The sequence below is a fragment of the Paraliobacillus zengyii genome, assembly GCF_003268595.1.
GTDB lineage: Bacteria > Bacillota > Bacilli > Bacillales > Amphibacillaceae > Paraliobacillus_A > Paraliobacillus_A zengyii.
On the sequence record NZ_CP029797.1, the window covers coordinates 2,931,774 to 2,948,113 of the forward strand.

18 protein-coding genes are annotated in these 16,340 nt (G+C 35.8%); 3 read left to right on the forward strand and 15 right to left on the reverse strand.

Annotation, left to right across the window (positions count from 1 at the left end; genetic code table 11):
- Nucleotides 1-22 precede the first annotated feature (22 nt).
- From DM447_RS14790 to DM447_RS14815, 6 genes are all read right to left on the reverse strand, one after another.
- Nucleotides 23-883, reverse strand: a complete 861-nt coding sequence (locus tag DM447_RS14790; RefSeq protein WP_112181957.1) for an ROK family protein — start codon at nt 881-883, stop codon at nt 23-25.
- 891 nt (nt 884-1,774) lie between these two features.
- Complete coding sequence (gene trxB, locus DM447_RS14795; protein WP_112181958.1) at nt 1,775-2,722, reverse strand: thioredoxin-disulfide reductase; 948 nt, start codon at nt 2,720-2,722, stop codon at nt 1,775-1,777.
- Nucleotides 2,723-3,135: 413 nt separating this feature from the next.
- Entirely contained in the window at nt 3,136-3,384 is a 249-nt protein-coding gene (locus tag DM447_RS14800) for an ArsA-related P-loop ATPase (protein ID WP_241964533.1), read from the reverse strand.
- Nucleotides 3,329-3,748: an arsenate reductase (thioredoxin) gene (arsC, locus tag DM447_RS14805; RefSeq protein ID WP_112181960.1), complete on the reverse strand. Its 420-nt coding sequence runs from the start codon at nt 3,746-3,748 to the stop codon at nt 3,329-3,331. Before arsC ends, DM447_RS14800 begins: the two co-directional genes overlap by 56 nt.
- A gap of 16 nt (nt 3,749-3,764) precedes the next feature.
- Complete coding sequence (locus DM447_RS14810; protein ID WP_112181961.1) at nt 3,765-5,063, reverse strand: arsenic transporter; 1,299 nt, start codon at nt 5,061-5,063, stop codon at nt 3,765-3,767.
- Between the two features lie 12 nt (nt 5,064-5,075).
- The gene (locus tag DM447_RS14815) at nt 5,076-5,420 is read right to left on the reverse strand and encodes an ArsR/SmtB family transcription factor (RefSeq protein ID WP_112181962.1); all 345 of its coding nucleotides are present in this window, start codon (nt 5,418-5,420) and stop codon (nt 5,076-5,078) included.
- A gap of 188 nt (nt 5,421-5,608) precedes the next feature.
- Here DM447_RS14815 and trhA point away from each other — a divergent pair, with 188 nt between their 5' ends.
- A complete protein-coding gene (gene trhA, locus DM447_RS14820; RefSeq protein ID WP_112181963.1) occupies nt 5,609-6,256 on the forward strand; it encodes a PAQR family membrane homeostasis protein TrhA in 648 nt (215 codons plus the stop codon).
- Between the two features lie 143 nt (nt 6,257-6,399).
- On the opposite strand, the gene DM447_RS14825 is transcribed toward trhA, so the two are convergent.
- On the reverse strand, nt 6,400-7,527 hold the full coding sequence (locus DM447_RS14825; RefSeq protein WP_112181964.1) for a DEAD/DEAH box helicase: 1,128 nt from the start codon (nt 7,525-7,527) through the stop codon (nt 6,400-6,402).
- 158 nt (nt 7,528-7,685) lie between these two features.
- On the opposite strand from DM447_RS14825, the gene DM447_RS14830 reads away from it, so the two are divergent.
- Nucleotides 7,686-9,119 carry an amidase family protein gene (locus DM447_RS14830; RefSeq protein WP_112181965.1) on the forward strand — a complete coding sequence of 478 codons (1,434 nt, stop codon included), beginning with the start codon at nt 7,686-7,688 and terminating at the stop codon, nt 9,117-9,119.
- Nucleotides 9,120-9,188: 69 nt separating this feature from the next.
- On the opposite strand, the gene DM447_RS14835 is transcribed toward DM447_RS14830, so the two are convergent.
- The 8 genes from DM447_RS14835 to DM447_RS14870 form a co-directional block, all read right to left on the reverse strand.
- Nucleotides 9,189-10,904, reverse strand: coding sequence for an IS1182 family transposase (locus DM447_RS14835; protein ID WP_112181966.1), 1,716 nt, complete (start codon nt 10,902-10,904; stop codon nt 9,189-9,191).
- Between the two features lie 167 nt (nt 10,905-11,071).
- Nucleotides 11,072-12,064, reverse strand: a complete 993-nt coding sequence (locus tag DM447_RS14840; RefSeq protein WP_112181967.1) for an aldo/keto reductase — start codon at nt 12,062-12,064, stop codon at nt 11,072-11,074.
- Between the two features lie 108 nt (nt 12,065-12,172).
- Nucleotides 12,173-13,171 carry a TIGR00341 family protein gene (locus DM447_RS14845; RefSeq protein ID WP_112181968.1) on the reverse strand — a complete coding sequence of 333 codons (999 nt, stop codon included), beginning with the start codon at nt 13,169-13,171 and terminating at the stop codon, nt 12,173-12,175.
- Between the two features lie 98 nt (nt 13,172-13,269).
- Nucleotides 13,270-14,013: an SDR family NAD(P)-dependent oxidoreductase gene (locus tag DM447_RS14850; RefSeq protein WP_112181969.1), complete on the reverse strand. Its 744-nt coding sequence runs from the start codon at nt 14,011-14,013 to the stop codon at nt 13,270-13,272.
- A 163-nt stretch (nt 14,014-14,176) separates the two neighbouring features.
- Nucleotides 14,177-14,476 carry a spore coat protein gene (locus tag DM447_RS14855; RefSeq protein WP_112181970.1) on the reverse strand — a complete coding sequence of 100 codons (300 nt, stop codon included), beginning with the start codon at nt 14,474-14,476 and terminating at the stop codon, nt 14,177-14,179.
- A 13-nt stretch (nt 14,477-14,489) separates the two neighbouring features.
- Complete coding sequence (locus DM447_RS14860) at nt 14,490-14,678, reverse strand: hypothetical protein (protein ID WP_112181971.1); 189 nt, start codon at nt 14,676-14,678, stop codon at nt 14,490-14,492.
- A 29-nt stretch (nt 14,679-14,707) separates the two neighbouring features.
- Entirely contained in the window at nt 14,708-14,980 is a 273-nt protein-coding gene (locus DM447_RS14865) for a spore coat protein (RefSeq protein ID WP_112181972.1), read from the reverse strand.
- 13 nt (nt 14,981-14,993) lie between these two features.
- Nucleotides 14,994-15,227 (reverse strand): spore coat protein, encoded by a 234-nt coding sequence (locus DM447_RS14870; RefSeq protein ID WP_162632660.1) that lies wholly within the window; start codon nt 15,225-15,227, stop codon nt 14,994-14,996.
- 120 nt (nt 15,228-15,347) lie between these two features.
- On the opposite strand from DM447_RS14870, the gene DM447_RS14875 reads away from it, so the two are divergent.
- On the forward strand, nt 15,348-16,295 hold the full coding sequence (locus DM447_RS14875) for an alpha/beta hydrolase (protein ID WP_112181974.1): 948 nt from the start codon (nt 15,348-15,350) through the stop codon (nt 16,293-16,295).
- Nucleotides 16,296-16,340 lie beyond the last annotated feature (45 nt).

Consider the following 16,340-nt stretch of genomic DNA (forward strand, 5'->3'; position numbering starts at 1 on the left):
GAGGCTCGATTATATTTCCTATTTAAACTGCTTTTTCCGCTGCTAGTAATAAACTCCCCGTAATACCCGCATCATCTACTAATCCAGGCGAAACAATATACGTCTCTAAATCTGGTGTCACTACATAATCATTGATAATGCTCTTGAATGCTTCCCGAATGAGTGGGAAAAGCTGTGCTTGCTTCATAACACCACCACCTAAAATTAATACTTCTGGTCTTAAAATCATCGTATAATTTGCTAGCGCTTGTGCTATGTAATATGCTTCAATTTCCCAGTATTCATCTGTTGGATCTAGATCTTGTGACTTTTTCTCTAAGCGTTTTTCAATTGCCGGGCCTGCTGCGAGACCTTCTAAACAATTACTATGATAAGGACAGACACCTTCAAAATCATCATTGGGATGGTTTGGAACTGTAATATGCCCCATTTCCGGATGACCAAAACCTTCAATAGTTTCTCCATTTATTACAGCACCACCGCCGATTCCTGTACCAATTGTTAAATATAAACAAGATTTCGATTGTTGTCCGTTACCTTTCCGATATTCTCCATATGCTGCAGCGTTTACATCTGTTGTCCATGCAACTGGCACAGCATAGCGACTTTTTATCGCTCCGACAAAGTTATAATTTGTCCAACCTTTTTTCGGTGTAGAAGTAACGTAACCATATGTAGCGGATTCCGTATTGACATCAATTGGTCCAAAAGAGCCAATCCCTATTGCCTTTAACTGATATTGATCAAAAAACGAAAATACTTGTTTCAATGTTTCTTCAGGGGTAGTAGTTGGAATACTTACTCTATCAATAATTTCAAATGATTGATCACTAACTGCACAGATAAACTTTGTACCACCAGCTTCAATTCCACCATAATACATAAGCTTTCCTCCTCCTCTAATTCTACATATATACTTTATCATCTAATCGCCAAATAATCATTATTTTTTAGATTCTGATTAACTCAACTTTCTCAATTGAAAAATAAGCGCTAAACGTTGGCTGTTATGAGTTTGGCGTGTGTTCATTATAAATATTGACACTATTTAAATAAGTTGTTTATTACTGCATAACCATAGACTAAGTCTTAATCTGCTTGTACATCGCGCTCTGAAAATCCACTACGCTTTCCGCGGGCACGTCTTCAGCTAACTTCATAAAGCAAAAAACGCTTTATGAAGTGGATCTTCAGACCGTGCTGTTCCCGCAGGAGTCGCAGTGGATTTTCATCGCTAGTTGCGTAATGTTTATTGTTGAAACTGATAGTGATTTATTAACGATAACAGACCTTTTCAGATATTATTCCATATAGCTTAACACTGTAATAAGCTTAATATGAATATAGAAGTCAATAGATAGCGTAGTTTATGTTACTTTTAAGTTCAATTCAGTGAAGGAAGCAAATGGATGACACTCCTGTGGGAACAGCAAATGTTTTAGGGTGGGATGAGTAATCGCAATCCCACAAGTTGAAGATCCACTCGGAAAGCGACTTTTGCTTATCCAAGTTAGCTGAGACTGTGCCCACGGAAAGCGAATCCATTTACTGATGTAACGGGTAAGAGTCTTCTCTTACCGCGGAGTTTCTCTCAAGTGCGTCAGATCAAACGGACAGATTACCAAAGAAGCGTGAAGTCAATTTCTATTTTGAATTGTTCGACTTTCTTGTTATACCAAAACTTAAGTGCCTGTTTTATAGTGCGAAAGTTGACTGATTAAAAACAAAAAATCGTCTGATCCTCTTTCATTGAAAAAGGATCAGACGATTTTGTTTAAAGCGTTTGACTCCAATCTTGAACGCTGCTTCCTTCTAAATATCTTTCTACATCTAGTGCAGCCATGCAGCCAGTTCCAGCTGCAGTAATGGCTTGACGATACTTTTTATCCTGCACATCGCCACAAGCATAGACTCCAGGGATATTTGTTTCAGTTGTTCCAGGCACAACTTGAATATAGCCTGTTTCATCCGTATCGATTTTTCCGTCTAAAAACTCTGTGTTCGGATTATGCCCAATTGCTATAAATATACCGTCTGTTTTAACCGTTTCTTCTTCACCAGTATTGCTATCTTTAACAACTAAAGCCGATACTTTATTGCCTTCACTAATAACTTCTACTGGTGTTTTATTTAAATTCCAACTTATTTTCTCGTTTTCACTTGCTCGATTTTGCATTATTTTAGATGCACGCAATTCATCTCTACGGTGGACTATTTCAACTTCATCAGCAAATTTACTTAAAAAATTCGCTTCTTCCATAGCAGAATCTCCACCACCAATAATAACAACTTTTTTACCTCTAAAGAAAAAGCCATCACAAGTTGCACATGTGCTTACACCACGTCCCACATTTTCTTTCTCACCAGGAATATTTAACATTTTAGCTGTTGCACCTGTTGAAATAATTAATGCTTCTGTCTCTATGTCTTCTGCTCCATTCATTTTCAACTTATAAGGCTTCTCTGAGAAATCTACACCCGTTACCCAACCATTTCGAAATACAGCACCAAACTTTGCAGCTTGTTTCTTCATATTCTCAATTAATTCAGGACCCATTACACCATCAATGAAACCAGGAAAGTTCTCTACTTCAGTGGTTAAACTTAACTGTCCGCCCGGCTCTGTACCTTCAATAATAATTGGATTCATGTTCGCTCTTGCTAAATAGATAGCGGCAGTTAAGCCAGCTGGGCCTGTTCCTAGTATTACTACTTTTTCCATTCTTCTTCACCTCTTTAGGTTTTCATTTCATTAATTTAACACAAAATCTTTTACATTCTGATAACCGCTTGTTTCCTCACGAATCCAAGGAACAATTTCACTATTTCGCGTTAACGTCTTTTGTACTTTTGCAATCCATCGGTATTCAGCATTCGCTCTGCCAACTAAGATAGGGTTAGTAGTTTCTGTTTGCGTTAAACTTTAATTAATAACCCACCAGTTCGGTATAATATTTGCTCTAATTAAATCATTCTGTAACCGTTCTACCTCTAATACTGGTGGTGCCTCTGCTAGCGTTAAATTCACTACAGCAGTTTGTTTTGGATCACGAAGTTTTGGCAGTAACCTTTCGACACTTTCTGGAATTACCCCAGTAGATCTACTTATCTCTTTATGGTATTCCTGTGCAGCGTCTAATATAATAAAGTATGCCCAGTTGGAGCTGTATCAATTACAATAAGGTCATATGTTTCTACTATTGTATGATCTGCTAAAAGATTTGTAAACTGATCAAAGGTGGCTATTCCTCTGGTACATGCACCGGATCGGTAAACCCACTTCGCCTTTTTCTTGCAAGATACAGTTAACCAACTACTGGCTTTATTTTTACTTCCCTGTTTCAGCAAAAAGTTTAATACGGTCGCCAATTTGATCTCTAACAAGTTGGAAAACTTGCCATTTTTCTTCATCTGTACCTGTTGCTTTTGCTGGATCATCAAAACCCCAATGTTCTCGAATAACATGAGGCGGTGTCATCGGACACTTATCCGCTGCATCACCACATAATGTAATAGCCATCGTTGCGTTATTTAAATACGTAGCATCAATAATCTCTGACTGTTGATTTGTAATATCAATTTCGACTTCCTTCATTGCTTTAACTGCATTTGGATTAAGTCCATGTGCTTCAATTCCAGCACTCTTCACTTCCCACTCTTCTCCAAGATAGTGTTTTGCCCAACCTTCAGCCATTTGACTCCGACAAGAATTACCTGTACATAAGAAATATATTGTTTTTTTAGACATAATAATCAATCCCCTTTTAAAATAGTAGTAGTGTTAGATATAAACCAATTAAGGTAATAAACAGTATTGGCACAGTAAGAATAATTCCTGTTTTAAAATACGTGCCCCAAGATATTTTCACGCCTTTTTGTGCTAATACGTGTAACCATAAAAGTGTAGCTAGTGAACCAATTGGTGTAATCTTTGGACCTAAATCAGAACCAATAACGTTTGCATAGATTAGCGCTTCTCTGAGGACACCAGAAGTATCTGTTTCTGCAATTGCCAAAGCATCTATCAATACTGTCGGCATGTTATTCATAACAGATGACAGGATCGCGGCAATAAAACCCATAGCTATAGTTGCTACAAACAAACCTTCTTCTGCACTTGCTTGAATAAGCTGGGCTAACACATCTGTTAAACCTGCGTTCCGTAATCCGTATACGACAACATACATACCTATTGAGAAAAACACAACAGCCCATGGAGCTCCTTTTACAACTGCCATCGTATCTACTGCCTTACTATTTCTAGCCATAAATAAGAAGAAGATTGCAATAATCCCAGCTATTATTGAAACGGGAACCGCTATAAATTCACTAATAAAATAACCAACCAATAGAACCGCTAGTACATACCAAGACAAACGAAACATCTTGTAATCTTTAATTGCTTCAACTGGTTCTTTTAAATCAGCCAAATCATATGTACGCGGAATACTCTTTCTAAAGTAAATTAATAACACTACAATTGTCGTTACTAATGAAAAAATATTTGGAATAATCATTCGCGAAGCATATTCAACAAAACCAATGTTGAAAAAATCTGCAGAAACGATATTAACGAGATTACTTACAATCAATGGTAATGAAGTTGTGTCAGCAATAAATCCACTTGCCATAATAAAAGGAAATACCATTTTTTCACTGAATTTAAGATTACGAACCATCGCTAATACAATCGGAGTCAAAATGAGTGCTGCACCATCATTCGCAAAAAAGGCAGCTACTATTGCACCTAAAATACTGACATAAATGAACATTCTAATTCCACTACCACCAGCAGCACGCGCCATGTGGAGTGATGCCCATTCAAAGAAACCAATTTCATCTAATATCAATGAGATAAGTATAATTGCTACAAAAGCTAGTGTTGCATTCCAAACAATCTCTGTTACTTCTATAACATCACTAAACCCTACCACACCAACAAGTAATGCAATAACTGCTCCGCCACAAGCAGACCAACCAATTGATAAACCCTTTGGTTGCCATATAACAAAGACGAGCGTTACAATAAAAATTAATATAGCTAAAATAACTGATAATGACACTGTATCATCCCCCTAACAACACGTAATTCTTGTTCCATTTTTTTCTAAATCAATCAGTTTTTCATCTTGACTTGGAAGTTGTTTTAGAATTTGTTCAACAAAAGGATAAAATATATTTTCTTTATTAATAGAATAAAAAATCCATTGTCCGCGTCGTTCTTCTTTTACGACCCCCACATCACGCAGTTTACGAAGATGTTGACTGATTGCTGGTTGGCTCGCTTGAAAAATTTCAACAAATTCACATACACAACAGTCATTATTTTCTAGCAGTTTTATCATGGTTAAACGGGTTTTATCTCCCAGTAACTTCATAATCATTGCTGCTTTATCCATCTCTATTGCTGTTTGTAGCATTATAAAACACCTCCATATCCATCTGCATATTATCATATAATGATTTGCTTATATGTTCAACCTCATAATTGTAAAGATTCATTTACAATTCCTTTAAAATTAAATTTTGATATGACAAATGTACCTTGTTTTCCCCTAAAAAAAGTTCATAATAAGCAATAGATTATATGTAGAAGGAGATCATTTTCATGGCATTAACACACAAATTTTCAAAAGGTGAAGAAATTGCAAATGCAATAACACATGGCATTGGGGTGCTTTTAAGCATTGCTGCTCTTGTCGTATTGATTGTTTTTTCTTCATTAGAAGGAAATGCTTGGCATATTATTAGCTTTACGTTATTTGGCGTAACAATGGTCCTGCTCTATACCTCTTCAACATTGCTCCACAGTTTCCCTGAAGGAAAAGCAAAAGATGTTTTTGAGATATTAGATCATTCTTCCATTTATTTTTTTATTGCCGGTAGCTACACACCATTTCTTTTTGTTGTCGTACAAGGTGCTCAAGGTTGGACACTATTTGGAATTGTCTGGGGTCTTGCCATTGGTGGAACGATATTCAAAATTTATTTCGTGAAAAAATTCTTATTTATCTCAACCATGCTTTATGTTGTGATGGGTTGGATGATTATTTTTACATGGGGACCGTTAACGGAAAAACTAGATCCTAATGGCATCATTTTGCTCGTAATAGGTGGCTTATTGTACACATTGGGTGCTATTTTTTACGTTTGGAGAGGATTTAAATTCCATCATGCACTATGGCATGTGTTTGTTCTAGCAGGAACAGTTATGATATTCTTTTGCGTTCTTTGGTATGTACTGCCAGTTAATTAAAAAGTCTCATTAGCTAATAACTTTCATTTAAAAAGAGATAATCGCACACCGAATAGGTAATGCGATTATCTCTTTTTTAAACTATTCAACTTTCTATACCAAGAATTGTTTGCCAATTCAATCTCCAAAAGTTGCGTAATCTATTATCTTTTGTTTACTAACATTCCCTTTTGTAGAACCTTTTCTACTAATTCTATATCTAGTTCGCGACTAATCGACTTTAGCATACGTTCTTCAGCAGTTGTGATAATAGAAAGTACGTTACCTTCTCCTGAAGCACCTAAACGTCCAGTACGACCGGCTCGATGAATATATTGTTTTGAATCGGCAGGTACGTCCATTTGGATAACGTGTGAAAGATCTTTAATATCAAGCCCACGAGCAGCAACATCTGTTGCCAACAATAATTCTAACTCGTTTTTACCGAACTCTCGAATTGCCTTTTCACGTTCTTGTTTCTTGAGATCACCATGCAGTTCACCAATACGCATTCCTTTATAGTTCAACTTCTCGGCCATAACGGACAAATTGCCAATGTCTCTAAAGAATACTAATGCTTGAATTTCTTCATTCCGCACTATTTTTCGTAGCACATCAATTTTATCTCTTGCTTCACACACAAGATAACTGTATGTAACATCTGGTGTTCCTGCATCCTCTCTATTTACCCGAATCGTTTCCGGATCGACCATGAATGATTGTGCCTCAAGAGCCAAAGCTTCTGGTAATGTTGCTGAGAACAATAACATTTGTCTTTCGTTCGGTGTGCTCTTGATAATTGTAAACAGATTTTCTTTATGTTCAGGGACAAGTAATTGATCTGCTTCATCTAGAATAATCGTTTTAACTTGATGCACTTTTAATTTCTTTTGTTTAATCAATTCAAGTACCCTACCAGGGGTGCCGACGATAAGCTGAGGTTTTTTCTTTAACTTTTCGATCTGTCGTTTAATATTCGCACCACCAATTAGTGAAATACCTGAAATATCACTATCTTTTGTCCAATTTTGAACTTCGTGATAAATTTGCATAACTAATTCATGAGAAGATGCTAGGATAATAACTTGAACTTGCTTTTGTTGTATGTCAATTTCTTGTAAGATTGGAAGTAAGTAAGCTAGCGTTTTTCCACTACCAGTAGGTGATTCGACAATTACATCTTTTCCTTCAATTATTAGTGGGACAGCTTTCTCTTGTACTTGAGTTGGCGCATCAAATCCTGCATTCTCCCAAGCCTTTTCCAAAAAATCTTTCATCGTATTGTTAAACATAATAAAAAATGCTCCTTTTAGTCAGTATTTAATTTGTACGGTTACTGCAGTATAGCATGTTTCCCGTAATAATTGGAAACAAAGGTGAAGTCAATTCCTTTTCTAGACAAATATGCTAAAATAGAAGAAAATCAGCCAAAAGAGGGGAAGTAATAAGCATGTCTTTTAAAATAGAAGAAGCTACCATTAAAGAGCTCCAAAATGAACTCGAATACGGAAACATAACATCTAAACAACTTGTTCAACTGTATCTAGATAAGATTAATGAACATAATCTAAATGGACCTAAACTAAATGCTGTTCGCCAGACAAATCCTGACGCGTTAGCAATTGCTGAACAACTTGATAAAGAACGTAGCAAGGAAACGAACGGTTTACTTTATGGTATTCCCATTATCATTAAAAATAATATCAATACTAGAGATCAAATGGCTACAACAGCTGGTAGTTTAGCACTTCAACATAACTATCCAGAAGAAGATGCGTTTATAGTTAAGAAATTACGTGAAGCTGGAGCAATCATACTAGCAACTGCTAATTTAACCGAGTTTGCTAACTTTATGGCTTACGAAATGCCAAACGGGTATAGTTCTCTTGGTGGACAAGTACTTAACCCATATAATCCTGGTGTGTTTGATGTAGGTGGGTCAAGTGCAGGAACTGGCTCAGCTATTGCAGCTAATTTTGCAACTGCAGGAATTGGAACAGAAACTTCAGGCTCCATTCTTAGTCCGGCAAGTAGCAATTCGCTCGTTGGTATAAAACCGACTATTGGTTTAGTTAGTCGCACTGGTATTATCCCTATATCACATAGTCAAGATACAGCAGGTCCAATGACACGAACTGTTGAGGATGCGGCAATCATGTTAACTGTTATGGCTGGTCAAGATGAATCTGATTCTTCGACAAAAAATTTCCCGGGAAATGATACGGATTATACATCTTCATTATTAGAAGATGGATTAAAAGGAAGTAGAATTGGGATAGATAGAAGTACGTTCGCGGAACTTTCAGAAGAAGAAGTAACTGTGATCGAGGAAGCTATCGCTACTATAAAACAACAAGGCGCGACCATTATTGATCCAATTAAAATACATACGCCTGAACTAGATATGGTAGTAATGAAACATGAATTTAAGCATGACCTTAACAAATACTTAAAAACTGTATCAGAAGATGTTTCTGTCAAAAATTTAAAAGACATCATCGCATTTAATCAACAAAATAACGAGCTAGCTTTAAAATACAATCAAGAGCTTTTGGAAGATTCAGAGGCAATGAGTGATGATCCAACCGATCCTGCTTATTTAGAAAGTCGCGCGATGGATTTGAAGTACTCTCGTGAGTTAGGGATCGATGCGGTTATGGAAAAACATAACCTAGATGCAATTCTTTCACCAAACAACTGGGGAGCTTCCTTACCGGCTAAAGCTGGCTACCCATCCATTACAATCCCAGCTGGATATACAGATGAAGGAAAACCAGTTGGTATAACATTTAGCGCTAAAGCTTTTAGTGAACAAATATTAATCAAACTAGGTTACTCCTACGAACAAGCGACAAAACATCGAATAGAGCCTAGATTTCAATAAAGTATTAAGTGAAAAATCAGTGGGAAATTAAAATAAGACAATCAAATAACCGAAATTTAATCTTACCTTTTAGTAAACACCGAATTTCTTAAAATGTAAGATAGCTAAAGAGGCTGGGACATAACTAGCCAAAATAACGAAAAAGATTCCGATCATCTTAGGAAGATGGTCGGAATCTTTTTTTGTTGGATTATTTTCAGGATTTGTTGGACCATGCGCATGCTTAGCCGTGTACTTTCTCAAGTTCACCGCCATGAATGCAAATCCTAATTCATTTTCCACTTTCTTCTTGCCTCTTACTGACATACGAGTGAAACGCAAATTAGCCTTCAAAAATCCGAAGACTGGTTCTACATCTATTTTTCGTTTGCCATAGATTTTACCGGTTTCTTTTTCTGAAAGCTGCTGTTTTGTGTATGCTTTTTGTTGTTCCCATTTTTCATTATAATAAATTTTTCGATTATTTCCTTCCTTTGCTTTTGTACAGTGGGAACGCAACGGACAATCCGAACAGTCTTCACATTCATAGACTTTAAAGGATCGGGTGAAGTTATCTTTACCTGTTCGATTAGATAGATACTGGAAAGCCACTTTTTTATCATTTGGACAACGGAAAGAATCACTCGCTTCATCATACGCCCAGTTCATTGTGTTAAAAGGGTCTTGCTTATATTTCTTTGTCTTCTCTTTTCGATACATATTGTAGGTAATCAGCGGGATGCGCTCCCGATTAATGCGGACATCTTCATAATTCTGTTCACTTCCATACCATGCATCAGCTACGATATATGTGGGAAGTTCAAAGAAGCTTTCCTCGATTTTATCTAGAAAAGGAGTGAATGTGCGTACATCAGTTGGATTGGGAAATACGTCATATGCGAGTGTATATTGTCCTTCGGTCGCAATTTGTACATTGTAACCTGCTTTTAATTGGCCATTCTTCATATAATCGTCTTTCATGCGCATAAAGGTGGCATCATGGTCTGTCTTTGAATAACTATTGCGCGCTTCAAATATAAGCCTATCCTTTTCGTATTTTTGTTTGCGTGCTACGTAATCTTTAAACTGTTTGCGGTATTTTTTTGGTGTTTTCCTTGCAGAGCGAAGCTGCTTTCGTTTGCTGACATCTTTACTTTCTTCGATCTGTTTGTCGTATCCTTCAACGGTCTTCTCTAGTTTCTCAACTACTTTTTCGAGTTCTTTAGTGGATAGTTCTTCCGTACTTTCGCGTTCTATTTCTGGAATAATTTCGTTTGCCAATAATTCATCGTACAGTTGATTTGATTTCTCCACCAAATTCGCACTGTATTTTTCAATCGCTTTTCGCCAAACAAACGTAAATTTATTGGCATTTGCTTCTATTTTGGTGCCATCAATAAAGATCGCTTCCTGGTCAATCAGCTCTTCTTTCACCAGTTGGCATCGAAATTGTACAAAACATTGGCGTAACAGTTCTTGTACTTCTTCATTGACTCGAAAACGATTAATCGTTCGATAGCTTGGCTCATAACCTTGCGCTAACCACATCATACGTACACTATCTTTCAGTAATGATTCAATTTTTCTTCCAGAGAAAACAGATTGCGTGTAAGCACATAAAATAACCTTCATCATCATGCGTGGATGATAAGCAGGACAACCTGTTTCATGTAAGAAAACAGAAAATGCTTTATCAGGTATTTGTTCTACTAAGTCATGGATCGTATAGGCAATATCATTTTTTTGTAATTTCATTTCAAAATCTAACGGCAGAATTACTTGATTCATGTTATAATCTTTAAACATAAGGATACCTCCGATAGTTATTGTTTCGTCACTTTAATTTTATCAGAAGGTATCCTTTTTTACTTACTAAAATTTTCGATTTTATAAAAAAGTTGCATCTTCCAACTACCGTTGGAAGATGCAACTTTTTATTGTTTATCTGAGTTTTGTCCCAGCCTCTTTAGACTTTATTCAAATAGTGCTACCTTCTTAGACGCCTCATTAATTTCATCAAGATCTTCTCTTGATAATGTGAATTGCAGTGCACCAATGTTCTCTTCAACATGATGGACTTTTGAAGCACCTGGAATTGCTACTACGGTCTCCCCATGAAAATGGATCAACCAGTTAAGTGCAATTTGCGTCTGACTAACTCCATATTTAATCGCCTTTTCTTCTAATAAATCAATTAACGGTTGTGTTTGCGCTAATCCTGCAGCTTTAAAGAATTTTGTATATTTGCGTGGACCTTTAATATTTTTGATCAGTTCAGGATTTTTATGAAATTTCCCTGATAATATGCCCTGTTCCAATGGAGAATAGGCAATAATGGTGATTCCTAATTCTTTCGCAACATCCATTATACCGTTTTTTTCAATCCTTCGATCCAATAAACTATATTTCACTTGGTTTGAAGCTAGAAAATAATCTTTTTCTTTTAATAATTCATGAGCCTCTTTCATCTTTCCTGCATTATAATTACTTACACCGACAAGTTTAATTTTATTCTTTTCTAAGAGATGTATCATTTCTTTCATTTCATTCTTCACATTAGAAAAAGAGAAAGGTTGGTGAATTTGATATAAATCAATGTCCCTTCCACCTAATGCCTCTAATCGCTTATCTATCGTCTTTGTAATGGAAGATGCTGTTCTAAATAATGGCCACCATTTTGTTGCAATTAATGCGCTCTCTGCAGATGCATCTATGCTATTTAAGGCTACAGATAATGCATTTTCAGATTCACCTTTTCCATATATTTCAGCAGTATCAAACCAATTGATCCCACCTTCCAAACTAAGCCTCACAATATTAGTAACATCCTTTTGATCCATCGCAGCCCAAAATCCACCTACTAAACCTTTACCATTACTAAATTGCCAACACCCTAATCCTAATGCAGATACTCTTGTTGATGATTGTCCTAATTTCCGTAAAGCTACATGTGTCTCTACTGTCATTCGTTAATCATTCCCCTTTCAACATTGTATATTAATACCAGTTTAGAGCTAATTAGTGATTTTGTAAAAAATAAGCAGCTAGTTCCAACTAATACGTTTTTATTTTAGTTAGAATTCTATAAAGTATATAATTATGCCAAGTACTATAATAACAAGACTAACAGACAGCAATCCAATTATCCTTGACGTATTTGCCACTTGGATCTCTTTCCAGTTCACCGGTTTAATCCCGCTAACCCAAAAGACGATAATGGCTGATAATAAAATCGCATGAATATTTACAAGTAATAAAAGAAGTGGCGTAACTGCATATCTCCATTCCCCCTCGCCAATTATCATGCCAAAGACAATTGCTGGTGGTAACAGCGCTACTGATACCATTACACCAACTAATGCTTCTGACACACGTTTGGCAAAAGAAAGTGCGCCAGCCGCTCCCGCTGCAAGTGCTAAGATGATATCCATCATCTCGATATTTGTACGAGCTCTAAACTCATCGCTATCAAGTGGTAAATTAAATATAACACCAAATAAAATAGCAATAAGAATTGGAACTACCAAACCAAATATTGCAGTCCCTACCGACCGGCGCATTATTTTATAATCACCTAACACAGCTGCAAAAGATAGGGCGGTATAAGGACCAATTAATGGAGCGATAACCATCGCACCAATTACGACTGCTGCACTATCTTTTACAATACCTGCAGTCGCAACAATAGCTGATAACACAAGGAGCCATACAAAGTTTCGATTAATAACACTTGATGAATGAACGACATTATATAATTCATGCCTGCTCGCCCTTAAAACCTCTTCTTGTTTTTCGGATGGGTCTCTTTCTTCCTCTTTTTCCTCCTCAACTCGCGGAATATAAGTTGAAATGTTATAAAGTAATGCACGCATTTCCTCATCATATTTTGAATCTAATTCTAAAAAATTCAGAATCTCTTCCGCATATTTTTTATCAATTAATAATTTAAATACTTGCTCTTGATCTGAAATGCGTGTATGCCAATGCGAAATTATCGTAAATTCTGCTATTTTTTCTTGGAAATGATTCACTTTATCATTTGGAATATATACTTCAATTAGTTGTAACTCCATCTTTTCTTCCCTCGCTACTAGAATCAATTTTTCACTTAGGATACGGAAGCTACAAAAAAATATGAATAATATAAGTTAGCAGTTAAGATGATTTATGCTTAATGCTCATAAATCATCTTTCTAGTCATACCACCATCGATAATAATGTTTTCACCATTAATAAAATCATTAAGTGGATTCGTCAGAAACAAACAAGCACGTGCGACATCACTAGGTTTCCCTACACGTTTGGACGGATGTTGCGTATGATCAACAGTACGAAGCGATTCATAATCTTCTGTTTCTATCCAGCCTGGACTAATAGCATTTACAGTAATTTTTTCTTCCTGTAATGTGAGAGCTAAAGCATGTGTGAGTGCGTATATGCCACCTTTACTTGCGGCATAACTTTCCGTATTTGGTTCAGACATAAATGCACGTGTAGACGCAAGATTTATAATTGCACCACCCGTTCCTCTCATCTTTTTCGCTGCCGCTTGGGAACATAGAAATACGCTACGTAAATTCGTGTTTAATACATCATCAAACTCATCCACAGTTAAATCAAAAAAGGACTTGAATTTTGAAACACCCGCATTATTAATTAAAATATCTATTTTATCAAATTCATCCATTGTTTTTTCCATTAAATTATCAATTGAAGTGGACTCTCGGACATCTGTCTTTATAAAAGTTGCTGTCTTTTTTCTTTTATTTAGTGATGCTTCAACCTTTTTCCCGTCATCTTTTGCGACATCAGCAATTATTACATGTGCACCTTCTTCTGCGTATGCAGAAGCTATAGATCGGCCAATTCCATTTGCACCACCAGTAACAATAACTACCTTATTTTCAAATAGCATTTAATTGCCTCCCTTATTACTAATTCACTTCATCATACCATTTAAGAAGCTACGTTTAAAAAAATACAATCTTTTCTAAACTAATTATTAGAAGGATCTGAAAGCTATATAAAAATGGCCAAGCGAGATGCTAGGCCATTTTTAACATGAAAACGTCGTCTATCTATCCTTTTGCTAATCTTAATGCGGTTTCTGTGATCTTCCTATCTATTTCTAGTTGTTTTTCTGTATCATGTGGATGATAGAATCCATTATTAATCATATACGTAGAAATTTGTTCATGAAATGTAATAACTTCGTCTAATTGCATCGTTAATGTATTTCTAACTCCTGGTGTTGCAGTTTCTGTAATAGCTAAGGCATAACTCTTTATTTCTGCTTTTGCAGCCATTAAAATATCTGTCGCAATTACTTGATCTGTTAATGGTGCCATCCCAGTAATTTTTTCAATAAGTTGATTCACTGTTTAACCTCCTTCATGACAAGTGTTTTTCTAAATCTTCCAAATGCCGAACATGCATTGTAGCATCTTGCTTCATCAAATCTTTTAGATTCTCGTCCATTACTAATCCTTGCATGATCGATGCCTTGGTAAGGCATAAGCTCTTAAATGTAATAAGTTCATGTACCTCTAATGTTTCATGCATACCTAACTGTATGTTCAAACCTTCCACCCCCCACCTTCATGTTAGTATTATTCATTTAGCGCTCTATTTGCGTAGTGAACATCTTTTTCTAACTGCTCGGGAATATTAAAAGCATCATATATTCCTCTATCTTGAAGAAATCCATATATTTGTTCATGTTGTTTAATTGCTGTTTGTAACTCCTGTGTCAAAAATGTTCGAATGTCAGAAGATGTTGTTTCTGTAATAGCTGCAGCCATGTCTTTAATACCAGCTTTTGCTTCAAATAGCATATCTGTAGCTATCGTGTGGTCTGAAGCACTTAATTGATTCGTATCCATTTATTGCACCCCTTTATTGATTGATTTGAGTTGAAGCAGAAGTGAGTAAGTCTTTCATTTGATTAACTGCCGTATGACCTTGTTTTACACTCTGTTCGACCAATGTTTTTAATTCGATATTTTCAACTATTTTCATTCTTGATTTAGATTGTGAAAGGCAACCAACTTTAAAATTAATTAACTCCCTTAAATCAACGATTTCATGTATACCAAAGTTACTACTTTTCAAGTATACGTTCACCTCCATTGTTATTCATGTTAGCTTTTGTCTTTCTTATTTTGTTTATTCAAGTTATACCTCCATGCATGATTTTTTCCCTCAAGTCGATAATAAACCGACATCTTAAAAAGAACGGAGTATACTTTCGTGACTGATAATTTAGAAATAAATAAGATATTAGAACAACTGTCCACTTCAGAAGAACAATTAGACTTTGCTCAACCAAATCATTTAACTCCTGCTATGAAAGCCTATCAGGATTATTACGGATTTAAACAATCAAATCTTTCATTTCACTTCGGTAAAATAACAATTGATCAAAATAACGTGCACGTACAAATTTTTAAACCCAACCATAGCAAAGGAAATATATTTTTATTACATGGCTATTTAAGTCATGTCGGTTATTTAAAACATATTATTCAGTTTTTAAATAACCAGTATTACACAGTAATTAGTTATGATTTGCAAGGACATGGCCTTTCAACAGGTAAGATTGCCTCTGTCAACACATTTGATGATTATGGTCGTATTATGGAGAAATTATTAACAATAATAAAAAAGGAACTGAGTGGTCCCATACACCTAATTGGTCACAGTACTGGTGGCGCCATCATCGTTGATTATCTATTGAGACATCCAAGTCATGACGTCGATAAAGCTATATTGGTTGCACCACTTATTCATTCAAATTATTGGAATTTATCACAAATTGGGCTATACATGTTGAAATGGTTCCCTTTTATCCAGCATATAAAAAGGAACTTCCGTCAAAATTCAACAGATGAAGCATATTTACGTTCCATAAAAACTGACCCACTTCAATCAGACAATGTTCCGGTGAAATGGGTCAACGCATTAATGACATGGAATAAAAAAATACAAGATTATCACGAAAGCAAAAAGTTCATTTATCTCATTCAAGGAAATCAGGATAAGACAATAGATTGGAAATACAACATAAAATTTCTCCAACATAAATTTCAAAACTTACAAATTGCTCAAATTGATCAAGGACGTCACGAGCTTTTTAATGAGGCAGAGCCTATTAAAAGGATTGTGTTTCAACGAATTCTCAAATACTTGGAACCTTAACATTACCAGCTTCTTTCGTCATACTTAATTTTATTTTCAAAAAAT

What these genes read in the sequence shown, in the direction of transcription:
- DM447_RS14845 (WP_112181968.1), bottom strand. Translation starts at nt 13,171, where the DNA reads ATGGAGTTACAACTAATTGAAGTATATATTCCAAATGATAAAGTGAAT.
- arsC (WP_112181960.1), bottom strand. Translation starts at nt 3,748, where the DNA reads ATGTCTAAAAAAACAATATATTTCTTATGTACAGGTAATTCTTGTCGG.
- DM447_RS14865 (WP_112181972.1), bottom strand. Translation starts at nt 14,980, where the DNA reads ATGGATACGAATCAATTAAGTGCTTCAGACCACACGATAGCTACAGAT.
- DM447_RS14790 (WP_112181957.1), bottom strand. Translation starts at nt 883, where the DNA reads ATGTATTATGGTGGAATTGAAGCTGGTGGTACAAAGTTTATCTGTGCA.
- DM447_RS14870 (WP_162632660.1), bottom strand. Translation starts at nt 15,227, where the DNA reads ATGGAGGTGAACGTATACTTGAAAAGTAGTAACTTTGGTATACATGAA.
- DM447_RS14815 (WP_112181962.1), bottom strand. Translation starts at nt 5,420, where the DNA reads ATGCTACAAACAGCAATAGAGATGGATAAAGCAGCAATGATTATGAAG.
- trxB (WP_112181958.1), bottom strand. Translation starts at nt 2,722, where the DNA reads ATGGAAAAAGTAGTAATACTAGGAACAGGCCCAGCTGGCTTAACTGCC.
- DM447_RS14830 (WP_112181965.1), top strand. Translation starts at nt 7,686, where the DNA reads ATGTCTTTTAAAATAGAAGAAGCTACCATTAAAGAGCTCCAAAATGAA.
- DM447_RS14850 (WP_112181969.1), bottom strand. Translation starts at nt 14,013, where the DNA reads ATGCTATTTGAAAATAAGGTAGTTATTGTTACTGGTGGTGCAAATGGA.
- DM447_RS14840 (WP_112181967.1), bottom strand. Translation starts at nt 12,064, where the DNA reads ATGACAGTAGAGACACATGTAGCTTTACGGAAATTAGGACAATCATCA.
- DM447_RS14835 (WP_112181966.1), bottom strand. Translation starts at nt 10,904, where the DNA reads ATGTTTAAAGATTATAACATGAATCAAGTAATTCTGCCGTTAGATTTT.
- DM447_RS14825 (WP_112181964.1), bottom strand. Translation starts at nt 7,527, where the DNA reads ATGTTTAACAATACGATGAAAGATTTTTTGGAAAAGGCTTGGGAGAAT.
- trhA (WP_112181963.1), top strand. Translation starts at nt 5,609, where the DNA reads ATGGCATTAACACACAAATTTTCAAAAGGTGAAGAAATTGCAAATGCA.